Origin of the sequence: Rhodococcus jostii NBRC 16295, assembly GCF_001894825.1 — a bacterium.
Classification (GTDB): Bacteria; Actinomycetota; Actinomycetes; order Mycobacteriales; family Mycobacteriaceae; genus Rhodococcus_F; species Rhodococcus_F jostii.
Genome location: NZ_BCWY01000023.1, coordinates 47350 through 65009, shown reverse-complemented (window position 1 = coordinate 65009; position 17660 = coordinate 47350). Strand labels below are relative to the sequence as shown.

Genomic DNA, 17660 nt, shown 5'->3' with positions numbered 1-17660 from the left:
CGCCTCAGCCCGACGAGTGCGAAGACCGAACTCCGCCGCGCGGCGCGAATGCCGCTCGGACCGCGTAGATCACAGCGCCCACACCGAGAACGATCACTCCCGACATCACCGAAACCAGGGGAAGGAACACCGCGAGGACGACACACCCCACGGCGCCGACCACCGTCACGAGGCGCGGCCACACTCTCCCGGAGAGTGTCCAGGCGGACGCATTGGCGATCAGGTAGTAGACCAGCACCGCGAACGAGGAGAACCCGATGACCCCGCGCAGATCCGCTGTCGCGGCGAGGATCGCGACCACGACGCCGACCGCCAACTCCGCCCGGTAGGGCACCGCGAACCGGGGATGTACGGCGTCGAGCAGACGCGGCAGGTGACCGTCGCGGGCCATCGCGAACGTGGTCCGCGAAACACCCAGAATCAGCGCGAGCAGCGAGCCGAGCGCGGCAACCACCGCGGCCACCCGGACCACCGGTTCGAGCTCGTCGAATCCGGCAGCGGCCACCGCCTGCGCAAGCGGGTCCGTGGCGCCGGCGAGTGCGTCGGCGCCGAGGGCCGTCAGCACCGCGACCGAGACGAACAGATATACGACGAGTGTGATGCCCAGCGCGATCGGGATCGCCCGGGAAATGGTTCGGCGTGGGTCCTTCACTTCCTCGCCGAGGGTCGCGATCCGGGCGTACCCGGCGAACGCGAAGAACAGCAGGCCCGCCGCCTGCAGGACCCCGGTGACGCCGTTGCCGGAGTCGATCTCGAGTTCCCCGAGGGTGGTGTCGGAGCCCCACAGGCAGGCGAAGACGACCACCGCGAGGACGGCGAGCACCGCGAACACGATGATCCGGGTGACCAGGGCCGACTTCTGCACCCCCAGACAGTTCACGGCGGTGATGGCGGCGACCGCGATCACCGCGACGACGTGCTCGCGGCCCGGCCACGCATAGGCGCCGACTGTCAGGGCCATCGCGGCGCACGAGGCGGTCTTGCCGACCACGAAACCCCAGCCCGCCAGATACCCGAAGAACGGTCCCAGGCGTTCACGGCCGTAGACGTAGGTGCCGCCGGACTGCGGGTACAGCGCGGCGAGCCGAGCCGACGAGTTGGCGTTGCAGTACGCGATCACCGCGGCCACCGCGAGCCCGACGAGCAGCGCACCGCCGGCGGCGGACGCGGCAGGTCCCAGCGCTGCGAAGATCCCGGCCCCGATCATCGACCCGAGGCCGATCATCACCGAATCGAACACCCCCAGGCGGCGGCGTAGTCCCGGCGTCGCAGCCGGATGCGCGTGGTCTTGTTCCGAAGCGTCGTTGGCGGCCATACGTGGCAGTTCCCCTTCTGGCGTGCGGAAGTCGACCATGTCAACGGTAGTGGCCACTATCGTCAACCCGTATGACCGCACCCACAGCCGTCGGACGAGTCGTCGCCGCCCTTGTGATCCTTGCGATCTCCGGGTTCCTGGCCTCGGGCACCGCAGCAGCCGCGCCCAGCACGGTGCCGTTCCAGGTCGACCCCGTCATCCCTCTCGTCGACCTGCCGGCTCCCCGGCTCGCCGCGACAGTCGGCGAACAACCGGGCGTCGCGGTGCTGAGGGTGCGCCGAACCCCGAGCGACGGAAACCCGCACGCCGTCGTCGTCCACTGGGTCAGTCTCGGCACGGGCGCGACCGGATCTGCGTCGTTCCCCACCCTGAACGCCCAGCCCGTTACCATTCGACCGGGCCCGGGTCAGGTCGTGGCGATCGTCGACCCGCAGGCGATCGGGTCACCGGGCTTCGGAACCTTCTTCGTTCCCTGACGACCCGGCCGGACCGGGTCAGATCGCGGTCTCTTGCGCCGACAGGGCCAGCCATTCGCCGTCCTGTTTGACGAACACGTCGGTAAAGCGTTCTCGCGCCAGCACATTGCCCGTCTCGGTGAGGGTGTTGACGCCGTGGATCACGGCGGTGTCGCCGACGATGTCGACAGTCTGCTCGGTGGGATTCATGGTGAACGCGACCGGGACGATGCTCGCGATCTCTTCTTCGCGGCCGAGTAGCTTGCCCTCACTGGTGACGTGCTTGAAATCGGGGCTCAGGATCGTCTCGATCGTCTCGCGATCACCGGCGGTGATCGCCGTCAGCCACCGCGCTTCCTGAGCGAGAACTGCCTCCTGCTCGTCGGACGCACTGTCCGACGCGGCCGCCGACGTCGACGATGCTGCCGGTTCACTGCTGTCGCCACCGCACCCGGCCAGCCCACCACCCAGCACGACCGTGGCGGCAACAGCGACGATCCCTCTGCGTGTCACGCCGACGTTCATGCAGACAACAGTGACACACGCCGCCTCGGCCGTGGACGGGAATTACTCAGAACTCGATCTTCAGCGCCGGGCTGGTGGGCGTGGCCTGGCAGCCGAGGATGTAGCCGTCGGCGACGGAGGTCAGGGTCTTGATCGGCGCGAACGGATCGCCGTCGAGGGACGCGAACTCCTCGATGTGCACGCGGTGGCGGTCGTAGCCGAGCGTCGGTGTGGGGCACGGTCAAACCCACACCACCGCACGGTGATGCGGGTAGCCGTGACACACATACACCTCTACAGTCTGCTACACGAGTGGCAGATCGTATGAGATCTATGTAGACGCTGACGGATGCCGTGCTCGTCGAGCAACTCGCGGCGACGGACGCGGAACTCGTCGCTCCGTTGACGGAACTGTCCGAGACGCTACCGCGTTTCGCGCGCTACCTCCCCAGGCTCGCCGCCGCACTCGACCGCGTTCGCTCCGGTGACAGCGCGGCCTTCGCTCGGCCGATGTACGACAGCTACCACGACATCTGGATGGAACTTCACGAGGATCTCATCCTCAGCTCGAGCCGCACCCCGCAGCGCGGCCGACGAGGGCTGACCTCACTGGCGACGGCGCAATCGACAATCGCACGCAAGTCTGCGTCAGCCGGTCTCCTCGAGGTCTGCGTGCGCAAGGCAGATATGCGCAAGGTCGTCGAGGGGCACGGAGAGGGTGCGGGCCAGTGCTGCGATGGTCGTAAATGCCGGAGTCGGCATCCGGCCGGTCTCGATCTTGCGCAGAGTCTCCGGCGAGATCGCTGCCGCCTGTGCCACGTCGGCGAGCGTGCGCTCGCCTCGCGCGTGACGCAAACATGCACCCAGGCGTTGCCCGGTCGCGAGTTGGGCAGGAGTCAGCGGGAGACGCACCATGCCGCCAGCCTACTCGAAGTCGGTATGAAAATACCGGACAATCGAGTACGGTGGTATTTTAATACCGGCCATCGGGGCCGGGTGGAGAGGAAACCCCGTGCTGGAACTGAAGACACCTCGAGAGATCGAGGCCATGCGCGTCACCGGCGCGTTCATCGCCGAACTGCTCGACGACCTCGCCCGTCGGGCACAGCCGGGGGCGAACCTACTCGACCTCGAACACCGCGCCCGCCAGCTGATCGCCGAACGCGGCGCCCAGTCGTGCTACTGGGATTACGCGCCATCGTTCGGGCGAGGTCCGTTCCGCAACGTCATCTGCCTTTCGGTCAACGACGCAGTGCTGCACGGACTGCCGCACGACTATGCACTGCGTGACGCGGACCTGCTGACCATGGACATCGCGGTGTCGATCGACGGGTGGGTCGCCGATTCGGCGCGGAGTGTGATCGTCGGCGTCCCGCGAGCCGAGGACGAGCGCCTCATCGAAGCTACCGAACGTGCCTTGGCAGCGGGGATTGCCGCTGCGCTGCCCGGCAACCGCTTGGGCGACATCTCCGCGGCGATCGGCGCCGTGGCGGCGGACTACGGGTACTCGGTCAACACCGAGTTCGGTGGCCACGGACTCGGGCGCACCATGCACGAAGACCCACACGTCCCCAACGTGGGACGGGCGGGACGAGGTCTCAGGCTGCAGCCCGGATTGACCCTTGCACTCGAACCCTGGTTCGCCCGCAGCACCGACAAGATCATCTACGACGACGACGGGTGGACCATCCGCTCCGCCGACGGATCTCGTACCGCTCACAGCGAACACACCATTGCCATCACCGACGGCACGCCACTCGTGCTGACGTGTCCGGACCACGTTGCGGCATCCGCACAGTAGTCCGGCACCTCCACAAACCCAGCCCGGCCGTATCGGCATTGCGTCGATTCTGCCTGCGCACTATAGATGTCACCGCCTCACTCGTGAGGTGAGGGCAACTGCCGCCAATTAACACCTACGCAGCGTCTAGCGCGAAACTGCTCATCAGCATATTTATTATCTGCTACCAGTTCGAGATCGATCTTGCGGTAAGTAGACGGCTGTCGCTGCGGGTGGTGCTGGCCGCCACAGGAGGGTAGACCTCGCATCCTGCGAGATCTACCCATCCACCGTCGGTCCGTCAGAAGGGGTAGGTGGCGAGGGCCGACTGCGCTGTGACCCACTGGGTTTCCGTGAAGGCCTCCAGGTTCGCGCCGAGGCCCCCGACCCGTCCGCCGTTGCCTGAGAACCCGGTTCCGCCGAACGGAATCACGGCCTCGTCGGCGACGGTCTGATCGTTGATGTGAACCAGCCCGGTGGGAATGCGTTCGGCGAGTTCGAGCGCCCGCATTGCATCGTTCGACAGGATTCCCAGTGAGAGTCCGTAGTCGCAGTCGTTGGCGATCGCGATGGCCTGATCCAGCGTGGAGAAGGTCGTGATGGGGGCGACCGGCCCGAACACCTCGTCGGCGAATGCCGGGGCGGAGGTGGGGACATCCGTGAGGACTGTGGGGCGGTAGAACAGGTCTTCGTACGTGCCGCCAGCCGCCAACCGTGCGCCGGCGTCGATGCTGGCGGTGACGAGGGAATGCACCCGGTCACGCTGCTTCTCGTCGATCAGGGGTCCAAGCGCTACCTGCTCGGTGAACGGATCACCGACCGGGAGCTTGTCGGCGTGCTCGGCCAGTGCCTCAGCATAATCCGCGGCGACGGATTCGTGCACGATGTGTCGGCCGGATGTCATGCAGATCTGGCCCTGGTGCATGAATGAGCCGAACGCACCGATCGACGCGGCCTTCTCGACGTCGACGCCCTCGAGGATCACCAGGGCGTTGTTGCCACCGAGTTCGAGGTGGGCTCGCTTAAGGTGCCTTCCGGCGAGTTCTCCGATCGCTCGCCCCGCGCCGGTCGACCCCGTGAAGGCGATCACTCGCACCCGCGGATGGACCACGAGTGCCTCGCCGATCTCGGCGCCGCCAGGTAGGACACTCAGCAGACCTGGTGGGAGACCGGCTTCCTCGAAGATGCGGGCGAGGACAACACCGCCGCATACCGCGGTGCGCGGATCGGGCTTGAGCACGACGGCGTTACCGAGTGCCAGCGCCGGTGCCACCGCCCGGATCGAGAGGATGATCGGGAAGTTGAACGGGGCGATGACCCCTACCACTCCGACTGGGATGCGGCGGGAGAAGCTCATCCGCTGCTGTTCGGATCGCAGCATCTCGCCGTGCGGGTGTGCGGCAAGTGCGGACGCGTTGTAGCACTCCTCGGACGCGACATGGGTTTCCAACCCGGCCTTGGCCCCGATCCCGCCGCTCTCCCGGATCACCCATTGCTGAATCTCCTCGGCATTCTCCTCGAACAGCTGCCCAGCCTTCCGCAAAATTGCTGCCCGCTCTGTGTAGGGTCGGGCGGCCCAGTCCTTCTGCGCGGAAACGGCCTTGGCAACAGCAAAGTCAACGTCCTGTGGAGTGGCGCCGCCGACGGTACTCAACTGCTTACCCGTGGCCGGTTCGATTACCGGCAGATCGGTTCCGTGTCCGGGAACCCAAGAACCGTCGTATACGGCCGATTCCCATACGGGGGTGGAGAGTAGTTCGGTCATGGTGTTCTCATCCTTCTTGTTCCACGAACGCAGTCAGGGTGCAGTCCACCCGCATCACGTCAGAGATGTCCTGCAGCTGGCTGTTTCGGGTAGTCGCGGTGGATCAGGACCCGGCCAGTTCGTCTGTGGCTACGTGCGCTCGGTGTTGCGGCAGTGGCGTGGGGTGGGCGCGGTCTTGTGGGGTTCCCCGGCCGTGGATGATGAAGACGACAGCCGAGATGCCCATGATCACACCCATCCCGGCGAATACGGCTGTGGGGGAGAAGCGTCCGAGCAGGTATCCAGCGGCGATGGGGGAAATGATCCCGAGGATTCGGGCCACTCCGAGTACGAACCCGAATCCGGTGGTGCGGATGCGCGTCGGAAAGGCTTGCGGGATGATCCCGTAGTAGCCGCTGATGCCAGCGTTGAGCAGAACCCCCAACGCGAGGGCGATGACGATGGGCGCGGCGCCGGTGGTGAGTGAGTATGCCATCAGGACTGTGGCAATGGTGGCCAGTGAGAGTGCCGCCGCAGCGAGTGGGCGGACCTTGACAACCCCGGTCAGCAGCCCGAACGCAATGCTGCCGACGATGCCGCCGAAGGGAAGAAGCACGCCGACGTGAATTCCGGCTTGGCCGTCCCCGGTGGATTCGGCAATGAGTTTGGGAGTCCAGTTGATGATGAAGTAGAACGTCGCCATCAGGGCGCCGTAACCTATGGTGAGCAGCGCGGTGTTCGCGATTGTTCCGCGGGTGAAGAGTTCGGCGTACCGGCTCTTGGAGGTCTCGCCGGCAGGCGAGGCAACCGGGACACCAATACGGTCGAGATCGGACACGGATCGTCCCATCCTGGAAGCCAGATGCTGCAGTCGCTGGACCGATTTCGGATCGCGTCGGGTCATCAGATAGTCGAGTGATTCCGGGACGACGAAGAGGGCGACCACCGAAATGGCGGCGGTTGCGGCTGCACCGACCAGGAAGACTGCTCGCCATCCATGGGTGGGGATGAGGTCGCCCGCCACGAGTCCGCCGAGTACGCCTCCGGCGCCGTTCGAGGCGGCGAAGAGTGCCATGGTCAGCCCGATCCGGCGCTGCGAGGAGTACTCGGAGATAATGACGCCTACGGTAGCCATGACGCCACCGATGCCGATGCCGGTGATCAGCCGGGAGGCCATCAGGTGCTCGAAGTTGCCGGCCAGCCCCGAGTACAGCATCCCGGCCGCGACGACGGCGAGGCTGCTCAGTGCGATGATTCGTCGGCCGATTCGGTCGCCGATCGGCGCCAGGAACAGTGAGCCCAGTGCCATGCCGGCGGTGGAGGCGCTCAGCCCGTAGCCGAGTGTGCTGGGAGATATGCCCCATTCCTGGGCCACGTAGTGGGCGGACATGGACATCGCGATCACGTCGAATCCGTCGACGATCAGAACGCCGAGACAGACTGCGATGGTGAGAATCTGGAATCGGCTCATGGCTGAGCCCTTGATGTCGTCGATGATGCTCATGGTCAGCTCCGGAGGGCAGAGGAGGGGGTTGCGCCCGCGGTGGTGGGTGCGCGTAGTCCGAACACGTCGGTGGCAGTGGTGTCGAAGAACGCTTTCTTCTCCGCATCGGAGATGGGGAGTGCGTCCTGGGTGGTCACCTCTTCGGCGACGAATTGGTATGGGTAGTCCATGGCGTACATGACGCGGTCGGCTCCCACGACCTCACGTGCGAACATGATCGCGGGCTGCCAGGGCATTCCGCTGGTGGTGAGCCAGATGTTGTGCCGGAAATACTCACTGGGCTTGCGTTGCAGCGGTCGGATTGTGTCGTAGCGGCCGGCCGCGACCTGGGCGGCGTGCATGTAGTCGATGCGGTGGAGCCAGTACGGCAGGGCTTCGCCGAGATGCCCGACTACGAGTTTCAGGTTCGGGTACCGGTCGAACAGGCCGGACGTGATCAGCTTGAGGAGATGCATGCCGGTCTCGACACCGAATCCGAAGATCGCCCCGTCCAGGCCGGCCTTACGCAGTGGGTCGATCATGTCGTTGCTCGGCGTGTTCGGGTGCAGATAGACAGGGACACCGAGGTCCTCGGCGGCCTCGAAGATCGGCCGGTACTTCGACTCGTCGAGGTAGCTGCCGCCGATGTGGGAGTTCGCGATGATCCCGCGGAGCCCGAGATCGCCGACGGCGCGGTCGAGTTCTCGGACCGCCGCGTCGGGATCCTGCAGAGGAAGGGCGGCGAGCGCGGAGAACCGGTCCGGGTGGCGTCGGCAGGCGTCCGCGAGGCGGTCGTTGGTGATCGTGGCGATCTCCCGGGCGGCTGCGAGGTCGAGCACATTGGTACCGGGGGAAGTCAGAGCGAGGATCTGGTGGTCGATCCCGGTGGCGTCCATATCGGCGAGCCGCTCGTCACCGAGATCCTGCAACCGGCGGCGCACGGCAACAGGTTTCGGGGCGTCACTGCCGAGATAGAAGCCCATCAGCGAGTCGAAGCCTCGGTCGTTGGAGGTGCCCGCATCGAGCATCCGCCGGTAGAGGTCGAACAGTTCCGGCGGTGCGTAGGCTTCCTCTGCGGCGATTCTGCGGTATCCGCGAGAAGAGTCGGTGTTGTCCGTCATTGCGGGGTTCCCTCGATCGTGTTCATTGGTGTGCGCCGGAGGTGGTTCCACCGTGCAATGCCCGGCAGATCCTGTGTGGGGTCGGCGAATCGGATGATGGCGTGTTCTTCGGTGCAGGCGAGCAGTGAGTATTCGCCGTGGGTGCGACCGAGACCGGACTGTTTGATTCCCCCGAATGGCGCCGACGGGACGGACGCACCGAGCCGGTGCACGTTGACGAAGGTGCTGCCCGATTCGATCCGCCGCGCCACACGCATCGCGTGGTCGAGGTCCTGCGACCACACCGAGGACGCGAGACCGAAGTCGGTTCCATTGGCGGCGGCGATGGCTTCGTCGTCGGTGTCGAACGGCAGAATCGGGATTACGGGGCAGAACTGCTCGGTGACCACCAGCTCGTCGTCAGGCGAGAGACCGGTGACGATCGTGGGGAGCACGTAGAAGCCCTCGTCCCACCTCGCGGAGTCGGCGATTCGGCCGACGGTGCGCACGTGCGCACCGTCGGCGCGGGCCTGATCGGTCAGCCGGTTCGCGCGACGGTGGCCGTCCTCGGTGGCGAGTGGGCCGAAGTCGACGGTCGGATCAAAGCCGTCGCCGACGACGATCTGTCCCGCCAGGTCGGTGTACATGTCGACGAACTCATCGAAATGACTGCGGTGCACGTAGATCCGCTTGACGTTGAAGCAGATCTGCCCTGCACAGCCGAGGCTGCCGGCGACCAGCTCCCGTACCATTGACTCGTCGACGGTCGCCGATTCGAGGACGACCGCCGCGTCATTGCCGCCCAGCTCCATCGATACCTTCTTGATGGTGGCCGCACTCGCCCGGATCACCTCTCGCCCGCCGGCGATCCCGCCGGTGAAAAACACACCACGAATATCGGGGTGCGAGGCAAGGGCAGAGCCTGCGGTCGCGCCCTCTCCGGGGACGACCGCGAGGACCCCGTCGGGCAGAACCGCGGCCAGTGCGGTCAAGAGAGCGGTCAGGCCGAGTGGGGCGACCTCGGGAGGCTTGACGACGACGGTGTTGCCGGCGACGAGGGCGGGCGCGATGGCGGTGAACGCCAGATGGATCGGGGTGTTCCACGGGGAGATCACCGCGACGGGGCCGAGCGGAACCCGGCGGACCAGCACCTCGGCCGCGCCGCCGGAGTGGGCTTCGTCGGAGAGGTCCCGCTCTTGTTCCGCGGCGCCGGCCAGAGAGGCGAATTCCCTCAGCAGCTTTCCTGCCCCGGCCACGTCACCGCGGGATTCGCCCAACGTCTTGCCGATCTCGAGGGTCAGCATGACTGCGAGGCGGCCCGCGAGATCTTCGGCGATCTCCGCCGCAGCGATCATCAACTCAGCGCGCGCGGTGGCTCCGATATCCCGCCAGGCGGGGAAGGCCTCTCGCGCAGCCCGTACTGCTCGATCGACGTCTATTTGGCCGCAGCGGGCGTATTTGCCGACCACCTCGTCGGTGCGGGCCGGATTGATCACCTCGCCATAGATAATCGTGGAGGAGCCGCCGCGGGAGGGATTGGCTGTCCGCCAGTAATCGGGAATCGCCGCGTGGGCCGTGGTCTCGGATGTGGTCAGTGGGGAAGTGCTCACGACTGCCACACCTCGCCGGTGACGGGATGGGCGTAATGGAACCCGACCACATCGGTGTTCGGGAACAGCTCGTACCCGGGGGTGATCTCGTCGGGTCCGACCGGATCCTCGGGGTAGGTGATGGTGGGGATCACCTGGTTCATCGGCGGCGTCTCGGACCAGCCCTTGCTGTACTCGGCGTGCCAGAAGGGGCGGTAGTCGAGGCGCTTGATCTTCCACACCCCGTTCTCGCGGACGTATTCGTTCTCGTATAGCGCGCCCTCCCACCACTGCCCGTAGGAGGACTTTCCGGCGAACTGTCCTCGGGCCGATTCGTGCACGCCGGCCTGCATGATGCAGCGGAAGCGGCCGTGCGCGGTCGTGCCGTCGGGGTCGACAGTGATGACGTCCTGTAACTGCGGGTGATCGAGCAGGAACCCATGGACCGGACCGTTGTGGCCCTGGGTGAACCGTGCCCGGAACCGATCCAGATAGAGGCGTTCGATCCCGGCCCGGCCGCGGTAGACGCCGCCGCAGAACACAGCCTCGCCCTCATCGCTGAACAGCTCCGTCACCTCACGGTAGAGGCATTTGTCCAGGTAGTAGCCGTAGGTGTGCTGCAATCGTCGCACCGCGAGCTCGCCCTCGAGCACATCCACCCTCCGGGTCAGGCGGGCCACGGTGTCCTCGATCGGATGGGCGAGAGTGGTGGTCGTTTCGGTCATGATTGTCCTTGGTCTCTCGGGGGCTCGAAGTCCGACCCGCAGCCATTCGGGGTGGGTCGGCGCACTGACACCATGCAGATGTGATGGTGATCACGAACTAACACCGCAGGTTGGTCGTTCACCAAGGCTGCAACCGTCGAATTCCTCTATATGGGACACTCGAGTGCAATGGCCCAGTTCACCCCCACCGCATCGGACGACCCTGCCGATCCGGTCTCGCAACCTACGGGGCGCCGACGCAAAGATGCCGCGACGTCGGCGGAGTTGGCCCTACGGGCAGTCACCCTCATCGCGCAGCGCGGCACGCTCACCGTTAGCGAGCTGGCACGCGAACTGGATGTGGCGTCATCCACTGCGCATCGGGTCTTGACCAACTGCCGCCGGGCAGGCTTCGCTCGCCAGGAAAGCCCCGGCGCCCCATACGTGATCGGCCCGGCGATGCACGAGATCGCGCTGACCGTGACCGGCCCCCGCAATCTCCGAGAAGCCGCCGGACCCGTGCTGTCACAGTTGCAGAACCACGTCGACGAAATGGTTTCTTTCTACGTACTCGAAGGCAAGTACGTGCGAGTGGTACAGACCTACCCGGGCAGCCGCACCAAAACCGTGGCGCCCTCGCTGGGCAAGTTGCTTCCCGCCCACTGCACTGCAGGTGGCAAAGCGCTGCTCTCGCGGGAAACACCGGAACAACTCCGCAGACGGTTCCCCGGCGGGCTCCTAGCGCAGTACACCGAGCGATCGATTACCGACTGGTCGACGCTGATGGACGACCTCACCGTGACCCGTCAGCGAGGGTGGTCGGTCAGCGTTGGCGAATTCGATCCAAGGCTCACCAGTATCGCCGCCCCCGTGGTTCTCTCCACCGGTGCCGCCGTGGGAGCGGTCGTGCTGACTGGGTACGCTTCCTGGCTCCGGACCCGAGCCGAAATCGAGGCCATCGCTCCCCGTGTGATGGAGGCTGCCACCGCTGTCACCGCCCGCATGCGTAACTAGAAGTCGTCGGGTTGCCATGCACTCTTCGGGGGCAGCCCTTCCCGCATAGCGGAATCTGGTGGGCAGATTCTTGGATCGACCTGCGGCCAGGTGATGTTGTGGCACACATCACCAAACGAGCGCGCTTCGCGAATCCACCATCCCGAGCGCGCGTTCGTTGCCCGCCTTTCGAAGGAGTTGTTGTTCGTGGACCGCTTCCCCATCCCCGAAGATCCGTTCGATGCGCCGATGCGCCTGGAGGCCGACATCACCGACCTCGAATGCGTCCAGGGCGAAGTGCCGGCGCACCTCGACGGCACCTACTACCGCGTCGTGGTCGACCGCCACTACCCCTCGTTCGTCGACAACGATCTCGCATTGTTCAACTCCGACGGCATGGCAATGTCCTTCACCTTCCACAAGGGACGGGTCGACTTCAAGAGCAGATATGTACGTACCCCCCGCTTCGTTGCTGAGGAGAAGGCTGGCAAGTCGCTGTTCGGCGCCTACCACAACGCGCTCACCGACGACCCGTCTGTGGCCGGAGTTCGACGCGGCCTCGCGAACACCAACATCTTCTTTCATGGCGGCCGCCTGTATGCCTCCAAGGAGGACAGTCCGCCCATCCTGCTCGACCCGGTGACCCTCGAGACCCTCGGTGAATACGACTTTCAAGGCGCGCTCACCTCGGAAACCTCCACGGCGCACCCGAAGATCGACCCCCGCACCGGCGAAATGGTGTTCTTCGGCTACGCCGCCAAGGGAGAGGCGACACCCGACATCGCATACTACGAGGCTGATCCGAACGGTCAGATCATCCATGAGACCTGGATCCGGGCGCCCTACTCGTGCATGATCCACGACTTCGCGGTAACTCAGAACTACGTCGTCTTCCCCATCGTTCCACTCCGCAGCAGCATCGAATGGCTCGAGAAGGGCAACCCCCAATTCTTTTGGGATCCAAACGAAGACGTGCACCTAGGCGTTCTTCCACGCAAGGGGACAGACAAGGACCTGCGCTGGTTCCGTGGCTCGAATCGATTCGCAAGCCACATCATGGGCGCCTACGACGACGGCCGCTACCTACACCTCGACTCACCGGTCGCCGAAACGAACTACTTCCCGTGGTTCCCCGACCTGTCCGGCGCTCCCTACAACCCGGACCGGAGCAAGACCCGCCTGACGCGATGGACGATCGACCTGTCGGGGGAGTCGGAGACCTTCACCGAACGCCGACTGATGGACGCCGCAGGCGAATTCCCTCGCATGGACGATCGGCAAGAAACCCTGGACTACAACTGGGGAGTCATGGCGATCAACGACCATCCCGAACAGCACAAGACGGGCGGCGGCTTCCGGTGGGTCGGCGCCGTCGACTTGTCCAGCGGAAGAACCAAGTACTACGACCCGGGCGAGAACTCCACCGTCGGCGAGCCGATCTTCGTTCCCGGCAACGACACCGCCGGCCCCGGCGCCGGCTACGTATTCGTCGTGGTGGCGCGGCGCGACCACATGCACAGCGAATTGGTCATCCTCGACGCACAACACATCGATCGTCCTCCCGTCGCCACGCTGAAACTGCCCATGCGACTCAAATCCGGGCTGCACGGCAACTGGGTCGGGGCCGACGAGATCGCCGGCCGAACCGCCTGACACACCCACATTGTCGAAAACGTCACCGCCCGGCCTGACCACCAGGCGACCAAGTTTCACGAAAGCGAGGCGACTCCCATAACCAAGTCAATCGGCGTCACCGCCACCGACGACGAAAACTGGGCACCTACCGCCGTGCCCTTCGGTGAACTGTTCGACAGCTACGAGCAGATGGCGCAGAAATGTCCCTGCAGTGGGCCCGCGCCGCTGCTCGACGCCGTCACCGGTCACTGCGACAGCTGGCCGTCCGGCGCGCTGCACATCGAGCGCTTCGCGGCTAAGGATCTCGAGGAGCCGGGCCGCGCCGAGGGTTCGAGGTGGAGCTGACGCTGAGCGGCAAAACCGTCACGGTGGCACCCGAGCAGTCGACCCTGCAGGCCGTCACCGCCGCCGGCGTCCAGGTGGTGCTCTCGTCGTGCGAGGAGGGGACCTGCGGAACCTGCGAGACGGCCGTCCTCGGCGGCACCGTCGAGCATCAGGATTCCCTGCTCACACCCGACGAGCAGGCCGCCAACGACACTATGATGATCTGCGTCTCGCGCGCGACCTGCCCACGTCTGACATCGGAACTATAGGTCTGCGCGGGGCACGACGGATCGGCTCCGGAAGACTCTGTCGGGCGCTCACCCGCATTTCACTCCGGGCATACCGCGAAGGTGCGCCGCTGCCCCCCTTGTCCGTTCGACTCGGGCGGCGAGCGCGGGGCGGCGAGCGCGGGGCGACCAAATGAGGTGATCCATCAGACTCACCACCTCCACTGCCGAGAGACCTTGGAAGCATCCACGCCCTTACCAGATAGAACGTTGTCTAATTGTGTCCGCACGTAACCGTCACAAAGATCCGGACGAGAACACAATTCATCGCCCCGCTCCGCCAACCTGTCGACGGGCAATGTTGACATTCAAGCGCAGCTCGCTACGTACCGCCCACGCCGAAAACATCGCCAACGAGTCCAGCGAAGCCGCGAAAAGGGTAATCAACGGCCGAGCTTCGCAGCGGAACTGCTTCGATTCGCCCAGAGCTGGACTCCGTACGGCGGAGCGCAGCGCCGGAGGGCGACATACTTGTTCGATTCGGCATGACGCCGGAGCGGCCGCGAAAGCAGTCCGGCAGGCGATCTCCATTTGCGAGTGCGATGCGGACTCACCCAGGCTCTAGCTAGTTGAGGCATACCCTGCCGCCTAGTTGTACTCGGCCGCGGGGTTGGAAGCGGGCGTGTCGGCTTGAACTGAAGAGAACCTCCGGTTGGGGTGTGGCTTGTCCAAGGCCCACAATCAACCGGAGGTTCTCGTGCCCCATAGCAATGCCCGAACCACGTTCCACAGCAGAGTGCTGATCGTCGATCGGTACCGTGAGGGCCGCCGAAAGCCCACATCGCGGAAGCAATGGGCATTCCCCGCCAGTGCGTGAGCAGGTGAGTGGATTCGCTGGATTCAAGCTGAGCTCGCCCAGCCGGGAAAACTCTGCTGCGGCCGATTCGTGAAGACCGGGTGCGGTTCCACCCACACGACCGATAAATTCAGCTTCGCCGCGCAGTCTGCATAAGTGAATGTTCCCTTTCGCACCTGCGGGAGGCCCGAGGTGACAAGGAGCGTGCACACCGTGGACCGAGAGAACGTGAGCGCCACCCTGACCGTCGCTGTGCCCGCCGCGAGGGTGTTCGCGGTGCTGGCGGATCCGAAAACCCATTCGGCGATCGACGGCACCGGATGGGTGCAGAAAGCTGCCGACCCGGCGCCGCTGACCGAGGTGGGGCAGATCTTCCGGATGGACATGTACCACCCCAACCATCCGGACGGTGACTACCAGGTGGCCAACCAGGTCGAGGTGCTGGACCCGCCGCGCGCCATCGGCTGGCTGACGGGGCAGGAGAAGGACGACGGTCACCTGGAGTTCGGCGGCTGGACCTGGCGTTACGACCTGGTGCCGCGTGGTCCGTCCGAGACCGAGGTCACGCTCACCTACGACTGGTCGGCGGTACCGCAGTTCATCCGGGAGTACCTTCAGTTCCCGCCGTTCGGTCCCGAGCATCTCACCAACTCGCTGCACCACCTGGCCGAGCTTGCCGCACCGACGTCCAGGGCCGGGACGGCCGACGGCTAGGCATCTGCCGGTCGGCGTCGAGTGAGCCTACGGTTGGGCGATCCGCTCGCGCAGCCATGAGTCGATGCCGCTGAGCGCCGTCCTGGCCAGTGCCGTGGGGTGACCCGTGAACCCGTGGGGCGACTCGGGATAGATCCGGAGTTCGACGTCGTTGCCGGCGGCGGACAGCCGACCTGCCATCGCGAGATTGTCTTCCAGCAACACGTCTTTGCTCCCGACGACCAGCAGCGCCGGGGGAAGGCCGTGGAGGTCGCCGTAGATGGGAGAGATGTCCGGAGCAGTGCGGTCTTCCACGTGGCCGACGTAGGCCTGGATGAAATATTCGTCCGCGATCCGACGGCCGGCCGGAGTCTGAGCGCTCACGTCATAGGTGCCGAATTGGAGTGCGGCGCCGGTGAACCCGTCGACGGCTCCTCTGTCCCGCAGCCGGAGCAGGGTTGCCAGAGCGAGTGTCGCTCCCGCCGATCGCCCCCCGATCGCCAGTCGGGATGATCCGAAGCGGGCTCCGGCGTGTTCGACGAGCCAGAGCGCCGCCGCTTCACAGTCATCGGGTGCGGCCGGCCACGGGTGCTCGGGTGCCAGCCGGTAGTCGACGCTGACGACGGCGACGTGGAGAGCCTCTGCGAGCGCACGGTTACGCACGTCGTCTCGCGCTGCGGAGTCCATGTAGAAGCCGCCGCCGTGTATGTCCAGACAGACGCCCCGCGCTCGGCCGTCGGTGGGAGTGAAGATCCTCACCGGGACACGCACTCCCGCGGCTTCGACCATCTCTTCGATCGCCGGTGGATCGGCGGGAGAAGGAACGGACCGCCGCGCCCGCGTGTCCCTCAACTCCTCGGGACTGCTGGGGCCACGGCCGGCCGCCCGCGAGTTGTAGAAGCTTCGGGCTTCATCGACCTGCTCCGCAGGCACGTCAGCCAACACACCGTCCAGCGCGAACCGCACACGCCCTCCTCACACTCGGGGTCTCGTCACGACTCTATTGCCGCGACTTGCGCGAGACAGGTAGCCGGTCAGCGGTCGTCATCCGGGGCAAACATGGTGAGGGCTTGTCGGATACTCCACACATGGCATCGCCGCATCGCGGTGTCAGGTGGTGGGTATGGTGCCGCCGTCGATGGTGATCTCGGTTCCGGTGATGGCGGCAGCCTGGTCGGAGGCGACGAACGCGACGAGCGCGGCCACTTCGTGGGGTTGGGCTGGTCGGCCGAGCGGGATGCCTCCGAGGGCGTCCATGAGCTGCTGCCGGGCGGCCTGGGTGTCGGTGCCCGACTCCCGCGCTATCCGTTCGACGAGGCGGGTGGCGGCGTCGGTCTCGACGAATCCGGGGGCAATGCTGACGACGCGGATCCCCTGGGGGCCCAGCTCGTTGGCCAGGGCCTTGCTGTAGTTCGACAGTGCAGCTTTCGACGCGGCATAGGCGATGGTCGATTCCAGCGGGAGTCGACGTTGAATCGAGGTGATGTGCACGATCACCCCGGAGCCTTGCTCGAGCATCGTCGGCACGAGGGCCCGGTCCAGCCGGACTGCGGCGAGCAGGTTGGTATCGAGGTCGGACTGCCAGTGCGCATCGGTGAGAGCCAGGACCCCGCCCGGCGGGGCCGAGGAGCCCCCCACGACGTGCACGACGACGTCGACCCCGCCAAACTCGGCCAATGCCCGGGCGGCGAGTGCCTGAACGCCCTCCGCGGTGCTCACGTCGGCTTGCACGAACAAGTCGGCAGCCCGCTCCGGCCGTGAACGCGCGGCGCTCATCACCTGGGCGCCAGCCGCGGTGAGCTGGGCGACGACCGCGGCGCCGATGCCGGCAGTGCCGCCGGTGACGACCACACGCTTTCCTGCGTAACCGGAGGAACCGGCACCGGCGGGGATGGCCTCCGTGGTGGTCATGGTGCGATTTCCAGACGGCTGATGAGTTCACCGTTGACGGTGAAGTCGAATGTCACCGTGGCGGTGCCGCCGGGGAAGTTGCCGTCGAGACGGGTGGTGACCAGGTAGCGGTCCTTGTCGCCGTCGGCGGCGGCGACACCGAGGACCTCTGTCGTGTAGTCGAACTCCGACGCCGCCCCCGTCTGCCAGCCTCGGATCTCGGTGGTCCCGCGACGTGTCGTGCCCTCGTCGATGACGACCGCGTCGTCGGTGAACAGCGCGACCAGAGCGTCGATGTCGCGGCGGGCGTCGGCCTCGAAGTAGCGGGTGACCGCCCGAGGAACAGCTGAAGTCATGACATCTTCCTT

General features: G+C 65.8%; 17 protein-coding genes and 2 pseudogenes. 7 read left to right on the top strand and 12 right to left on the bottom strand.

What is annotated here, in order from left to right; all coding sequences use genetic code 11:
- Positions 1–4: 4 nt before the first annotated feature.
- Positions 5–1315 (bottom strand): APC family permease, encoded by a 1311-nt coding sequence (locus RJ1_RS16670; protein ID WP_205415405.1) that lies wholly within the window; start codon positions 1313–1315, stop codon positions 5–7.
- Positions 1316–1386: 71 nt separating this feature from the next.
- Here RJ1_RS16670 and RJ1_RS16665 point away from each other — a divergent pair, with 71 nt between their 5' ends.
- Positions 1387–1791: a hypothetical protein gene (locus RJ1_RS16665; protein WP_073361659.1), complete on the top strand. Its 405-nt coding sequence runs from the start codon at positions 1387–1389 to the stop codon at positions 1789–1791.
- Between the two features lie 18 nt (positions 1792–1809).
- Here the strand turns inward: RJ1_RS16665 and RJ1_RS16660 are convergent, their stop codons facing one another.
- Together RJ1_RS16660 and RJ1_RS47745 are read right to left on the bottom strand one after the other, a co-directional pair.
- Entirely contained in the window at positions 1810–2283 is a 474-nt protein-coding gene (locus tag RJ1_RS16660; RefSeq protein ID WP_240319847.1) for a nuclear transport factor 2 family protein, read from the bottom strand.
- Positions 2284–2341: 58 nt separating this feature from the next.
- Positions 2342–2476 (bottom strand): hypothetical protein, encoded by a 135-nt coding sequence (locus RJ1_RS47745; RefSeq protein WP_255284886.1) that lies wholly within the window; start codon positions 2474–2476, stop codon positions 2342–2344.
- A gap of 14 nt (positions 2477–2490) precedes the next feature.
- Here RJ1_RS47745 and RJ1_RS47740 point away from each other — a divergent pair.
- Positions 2491–2613: pseudogene (locus tag RJ1_RS47740) on the top strand (zinc ribbon domain-containing protein); the annotation flags it as partial.
- A gap of 309 nt (positions 2614–2922) precedes the next feature.
- Here RJ1_RS47740 and RJ1_RS16655 read toward each other — a convergent pair.
- Positions 2923–3189: a helix-turn-helix domain-containing protein gene (locus RJ1_RS16655; RefSeq protein ID WP_073361655.1), complete on the bottom strand. Its 267-nt coding sequence runs from the start codon at positions 3187–3189 to the stop codon at positions 2923–2925.
- 97 nt (positions 3190–3286) lie between these two features.
- Here RJ1_RS16655 and map point away from each other — a divergent pair, with 97 nt between their 5' ends.
- Positions 3287–4075 carry a type I methionyl aminopeptidase gene (gene map / locus RJ1_RS16650; RefSeq protein ID WP_073361653.1) on the top strand — a complete coding sequence of 263 codons (789 nt, stop codon included), beginning with the start codon at positions 3287–3289 and terminating at the stop codon, positions 4073–4075.
- A gap of 280 nt (positions 4076–4355) precedes the next feature.
- Here map and RJ1_RS16645 read toward each other — a convergent pair whose 3' ends face one another.
- The 5 genes from RJ1_RS16645 to RJ1_RS16625 form a co-directional block, all read right to left on the bottom strand.
- On the bottom strand, positions 4356–5819 hold the full coding sequence (locus RJ1_RS16645; RefSeq protein ID WP_073361651.1) for a benzaldehyde dehydrogenase: 1464 nt from the start codon (positions 5817–5819) through the stop codon (positions 4356–4358).
- A gap of 103 nt (positions 5820–5922) precedes the next feature.
- Positions 5923–7302, bottom strand: a complete 1380-nt coding sequence (locus RJ1_RS16640; RefSeq protein ID WP_073361649.1) for an MFS transporter — start codon at positions 7300–7302, stop codon at positions 5923–5925.
- Between the two features lie 2 nt (positions 7303–7304).
- On the bottom strand, positions 7305–8402 hold the full coding sequence (locus tag RJ1_RS16635; RefSeq protein ID WP_073361647.1) for an amidohydrolase family protein: 1098 nt from the start codon (positions 8400–8402) through the stop codon (positions 7305–7307).
- Positions 8399–9991 carry an aldehyde dehydrogenase family protein gene (locus tag RJ1_RS16630; RefSeq protein ID WP_162850346.1) on the bottom strand — a complete coding sequence of 531 codons (1593 nt, stop codon included), beginning with the start codon at positions 9989–9991 and terminating at the stop codon, positions 8399–8401. The genes RJ1_RS16635 and RJ1_RS16630 overlap by 4 nt, the downstream gene beginning before the upstream one ends.
- Positions 9988–10695 (bottom strand): nuclear transport factor 2 family protein, encoded by a 708-nt coding sequence (locus RJ1_RS16625; RefSeq protein ID WP_073361643.1) that lies wholly within the window; start codon positions 10693–10695, stop codon positions 9988–9990. The genes RJ1_RS16630 and RJ1_RS16625 overlap by 4 nt, the downstream gene beginning before the upstream one ends.
- Before the next feature lie 168 nt (positions 10696–10863).
- Between RJ1_RS16625 and RJ1_RS16620 the strand changes: the two genes are divergently transcribed.
- The 4 genes and pseudogenes from RJ1_RS16620 to RJ1_RS16605 all read left to right on the top strand — a co-directional run bounded on the left by RJ1_RS16620 (position 10864) and on the right by RJ1_RS16605 (position 15423).
- Complete coding sequence (locus tag RJ1_RS16620) at positions 10864–11688, top strand: IclR family transcriptional regulator (RefSeq protein ID WP_073361641.1); 825 nt, start codon at positions 10864–10866, stop codon at positions 11686–11688.
- 186 nt (positions 11689–11874) lie between these two features.
- A complete protein-coding gene (locus RJ1_RS16615; protein ID WP_205415366.1) occupies positions 11875–13320 on the top strand; it encodes a carotenoid oxygenase family protein in 1446 nt (481 codons plus the stop codon).
- A gap of 189 nt (positions 13321–13509) precedes the next feature.
- Positions 13510–13895 (top strand): annotated as a pseudogene (locus RJ1_RS16610) (2Fe-2S iron-sulfur cluster-binding protein); the annotation flags it as partial.
- Positions 13896–14922: 1027 nt separating this feature from the next.
- The gene (locus RJ1_RS16605) at positions 14923–15423 is read left to right on the top strand and encodes an SRPBCC family protein (protein ID WP_205415367.1); all 501 of its coding nucleotides are present in this window, start codon (positions 14923–14925) and stop codon (positions 15421–15423) included.
- A gap of 27 nt (positions 15424–15450) precedes the next feature.
- Here the strand turns inward: RJ1_RS16605 and RJ1_RS16600 are convergent, their stop codons facing one another.
- The 3 genes from RJ1_RS16600 to RJ1_RS16590 all read right to left on the bottom strand — a co-directional run bounded on the left by RJ1_RS16600 (position 15451) and on the right by RJ1_RS16590 (position 17648).
- Positions 15451–16368 carry an alpha/beta hydrolase gene (locus RJ1_RS16600; RefSeq protein ID WP_073361638.1) on the bottom strand — a complete coding sequence of 306 codons (918 nt, stop codon included), beginning with the start codon at positions 16366–16368 and terminating at the stop codon, positions 15451–15453.
- A gap of 144 nt (positions 16369–16512) precedes the next feature.
- Complete coding sequence (locus RJ1_RS16595) at positions 16513–17313, bottom strand: SDR family oxidoreductase (protein ID WP_073361636.1); 801 nt, start codon at positions 17311–17313, stop codon at positions 16513–16515.
- A complete protein-coding gene (locus tag RJ1_RS16590; RefSeq protein ID WP_073361634.1) occupies positions 17310–17648 on the bottom strand; it encodes a nuclear transport factor 2 family protein in 339 nt (112 codons plus the stop codon). The genes RJ1_RS16595 and RJ1_RS16590 overlap by 4 nt, the downstream gene beginning before the upstream one ends.
- Between the last annotated feature and the right edge of the window lie 12 nt (positions 17649–17660).

What these genes read in the sequence shown, in the direction of transcription:
- RJ1_RS16590 (WP_073361634.1), bottom strand. Translation starts at nt 17,648, where the DNA reads ATGACTTCAGCTGTTCCTCGGGCGGTCACCCGCTACTTCGAGGCCGAC.
- RJ1_RS16655 (WP_073361655.1), bottom strand. Translation starts at nt 3,189, where the DNA reads ATGGTGCGTCTCCCGCTGACTCCTGCCCAACTCGCGACCGGGCAACGC.
- RJ1_RS16635 (WP_073361647.1), bottom strand. Translation starts at nt 8,402, where the DNA reads ATGACGGACAACACCGACTCTTCTCGCGGATACCGCAGAATCGCCGCA.
- RJ1_RS16665 (WP_073361659.1), top strand. Translation starts at nt 1,387, where the DNA reads ATGACCGCACCCACAGCCGTCGGACGAGTCGTCGCCGCCCTTGTGATC.
- RJ1_RS16595 (WP_073361636.1), bottom strand. Translation starts at nt 17,313, where the DNA reads ATGACCACCACGGAGGCCATCCCCGCCGGTGCCGGTTCCTCCGGTTAC.
- RJ1_RS16640 (WP_073361649.1), bottom strand. Translation starts at nt 7,302, where the DNA reads ATGAGCATCATCGACGACATCAAGGGCTCAGCCATGAGCCGATTCCAG.
- RJ1_RS16625 (WP_073361643.1), bottom strand. Translation starts at nt 10,695, where the DNA reads ATGACCGAAACGACCACCACTCTCGCCCATCCGATCGAGGACACCGTG.
- RJ1_RS16645 (WP_073361651.1), bottom strand. Translation starts at nt 5,819, where the DNA reads ATGACCGAACTACTCTCCACCCCCGTATGGGAATCGGCCGTATACGAC.
- RJ1_RS16670 (WP_205415405.1), bottom strand. Translation starts at nt 1,315, where the DNA reads ATGGCCGCCAACGACGCTTCGGAACAAGACCACGCGCATCCGGCTGCG.
- RJ1_RS16620 (WP_073361641.1), top strand. Translation starts at nt 10,864, where the DNA reads ATGGCCCAGTTCACCCCCACCGCATCGGACGACCCTGCCGATCCGGTC.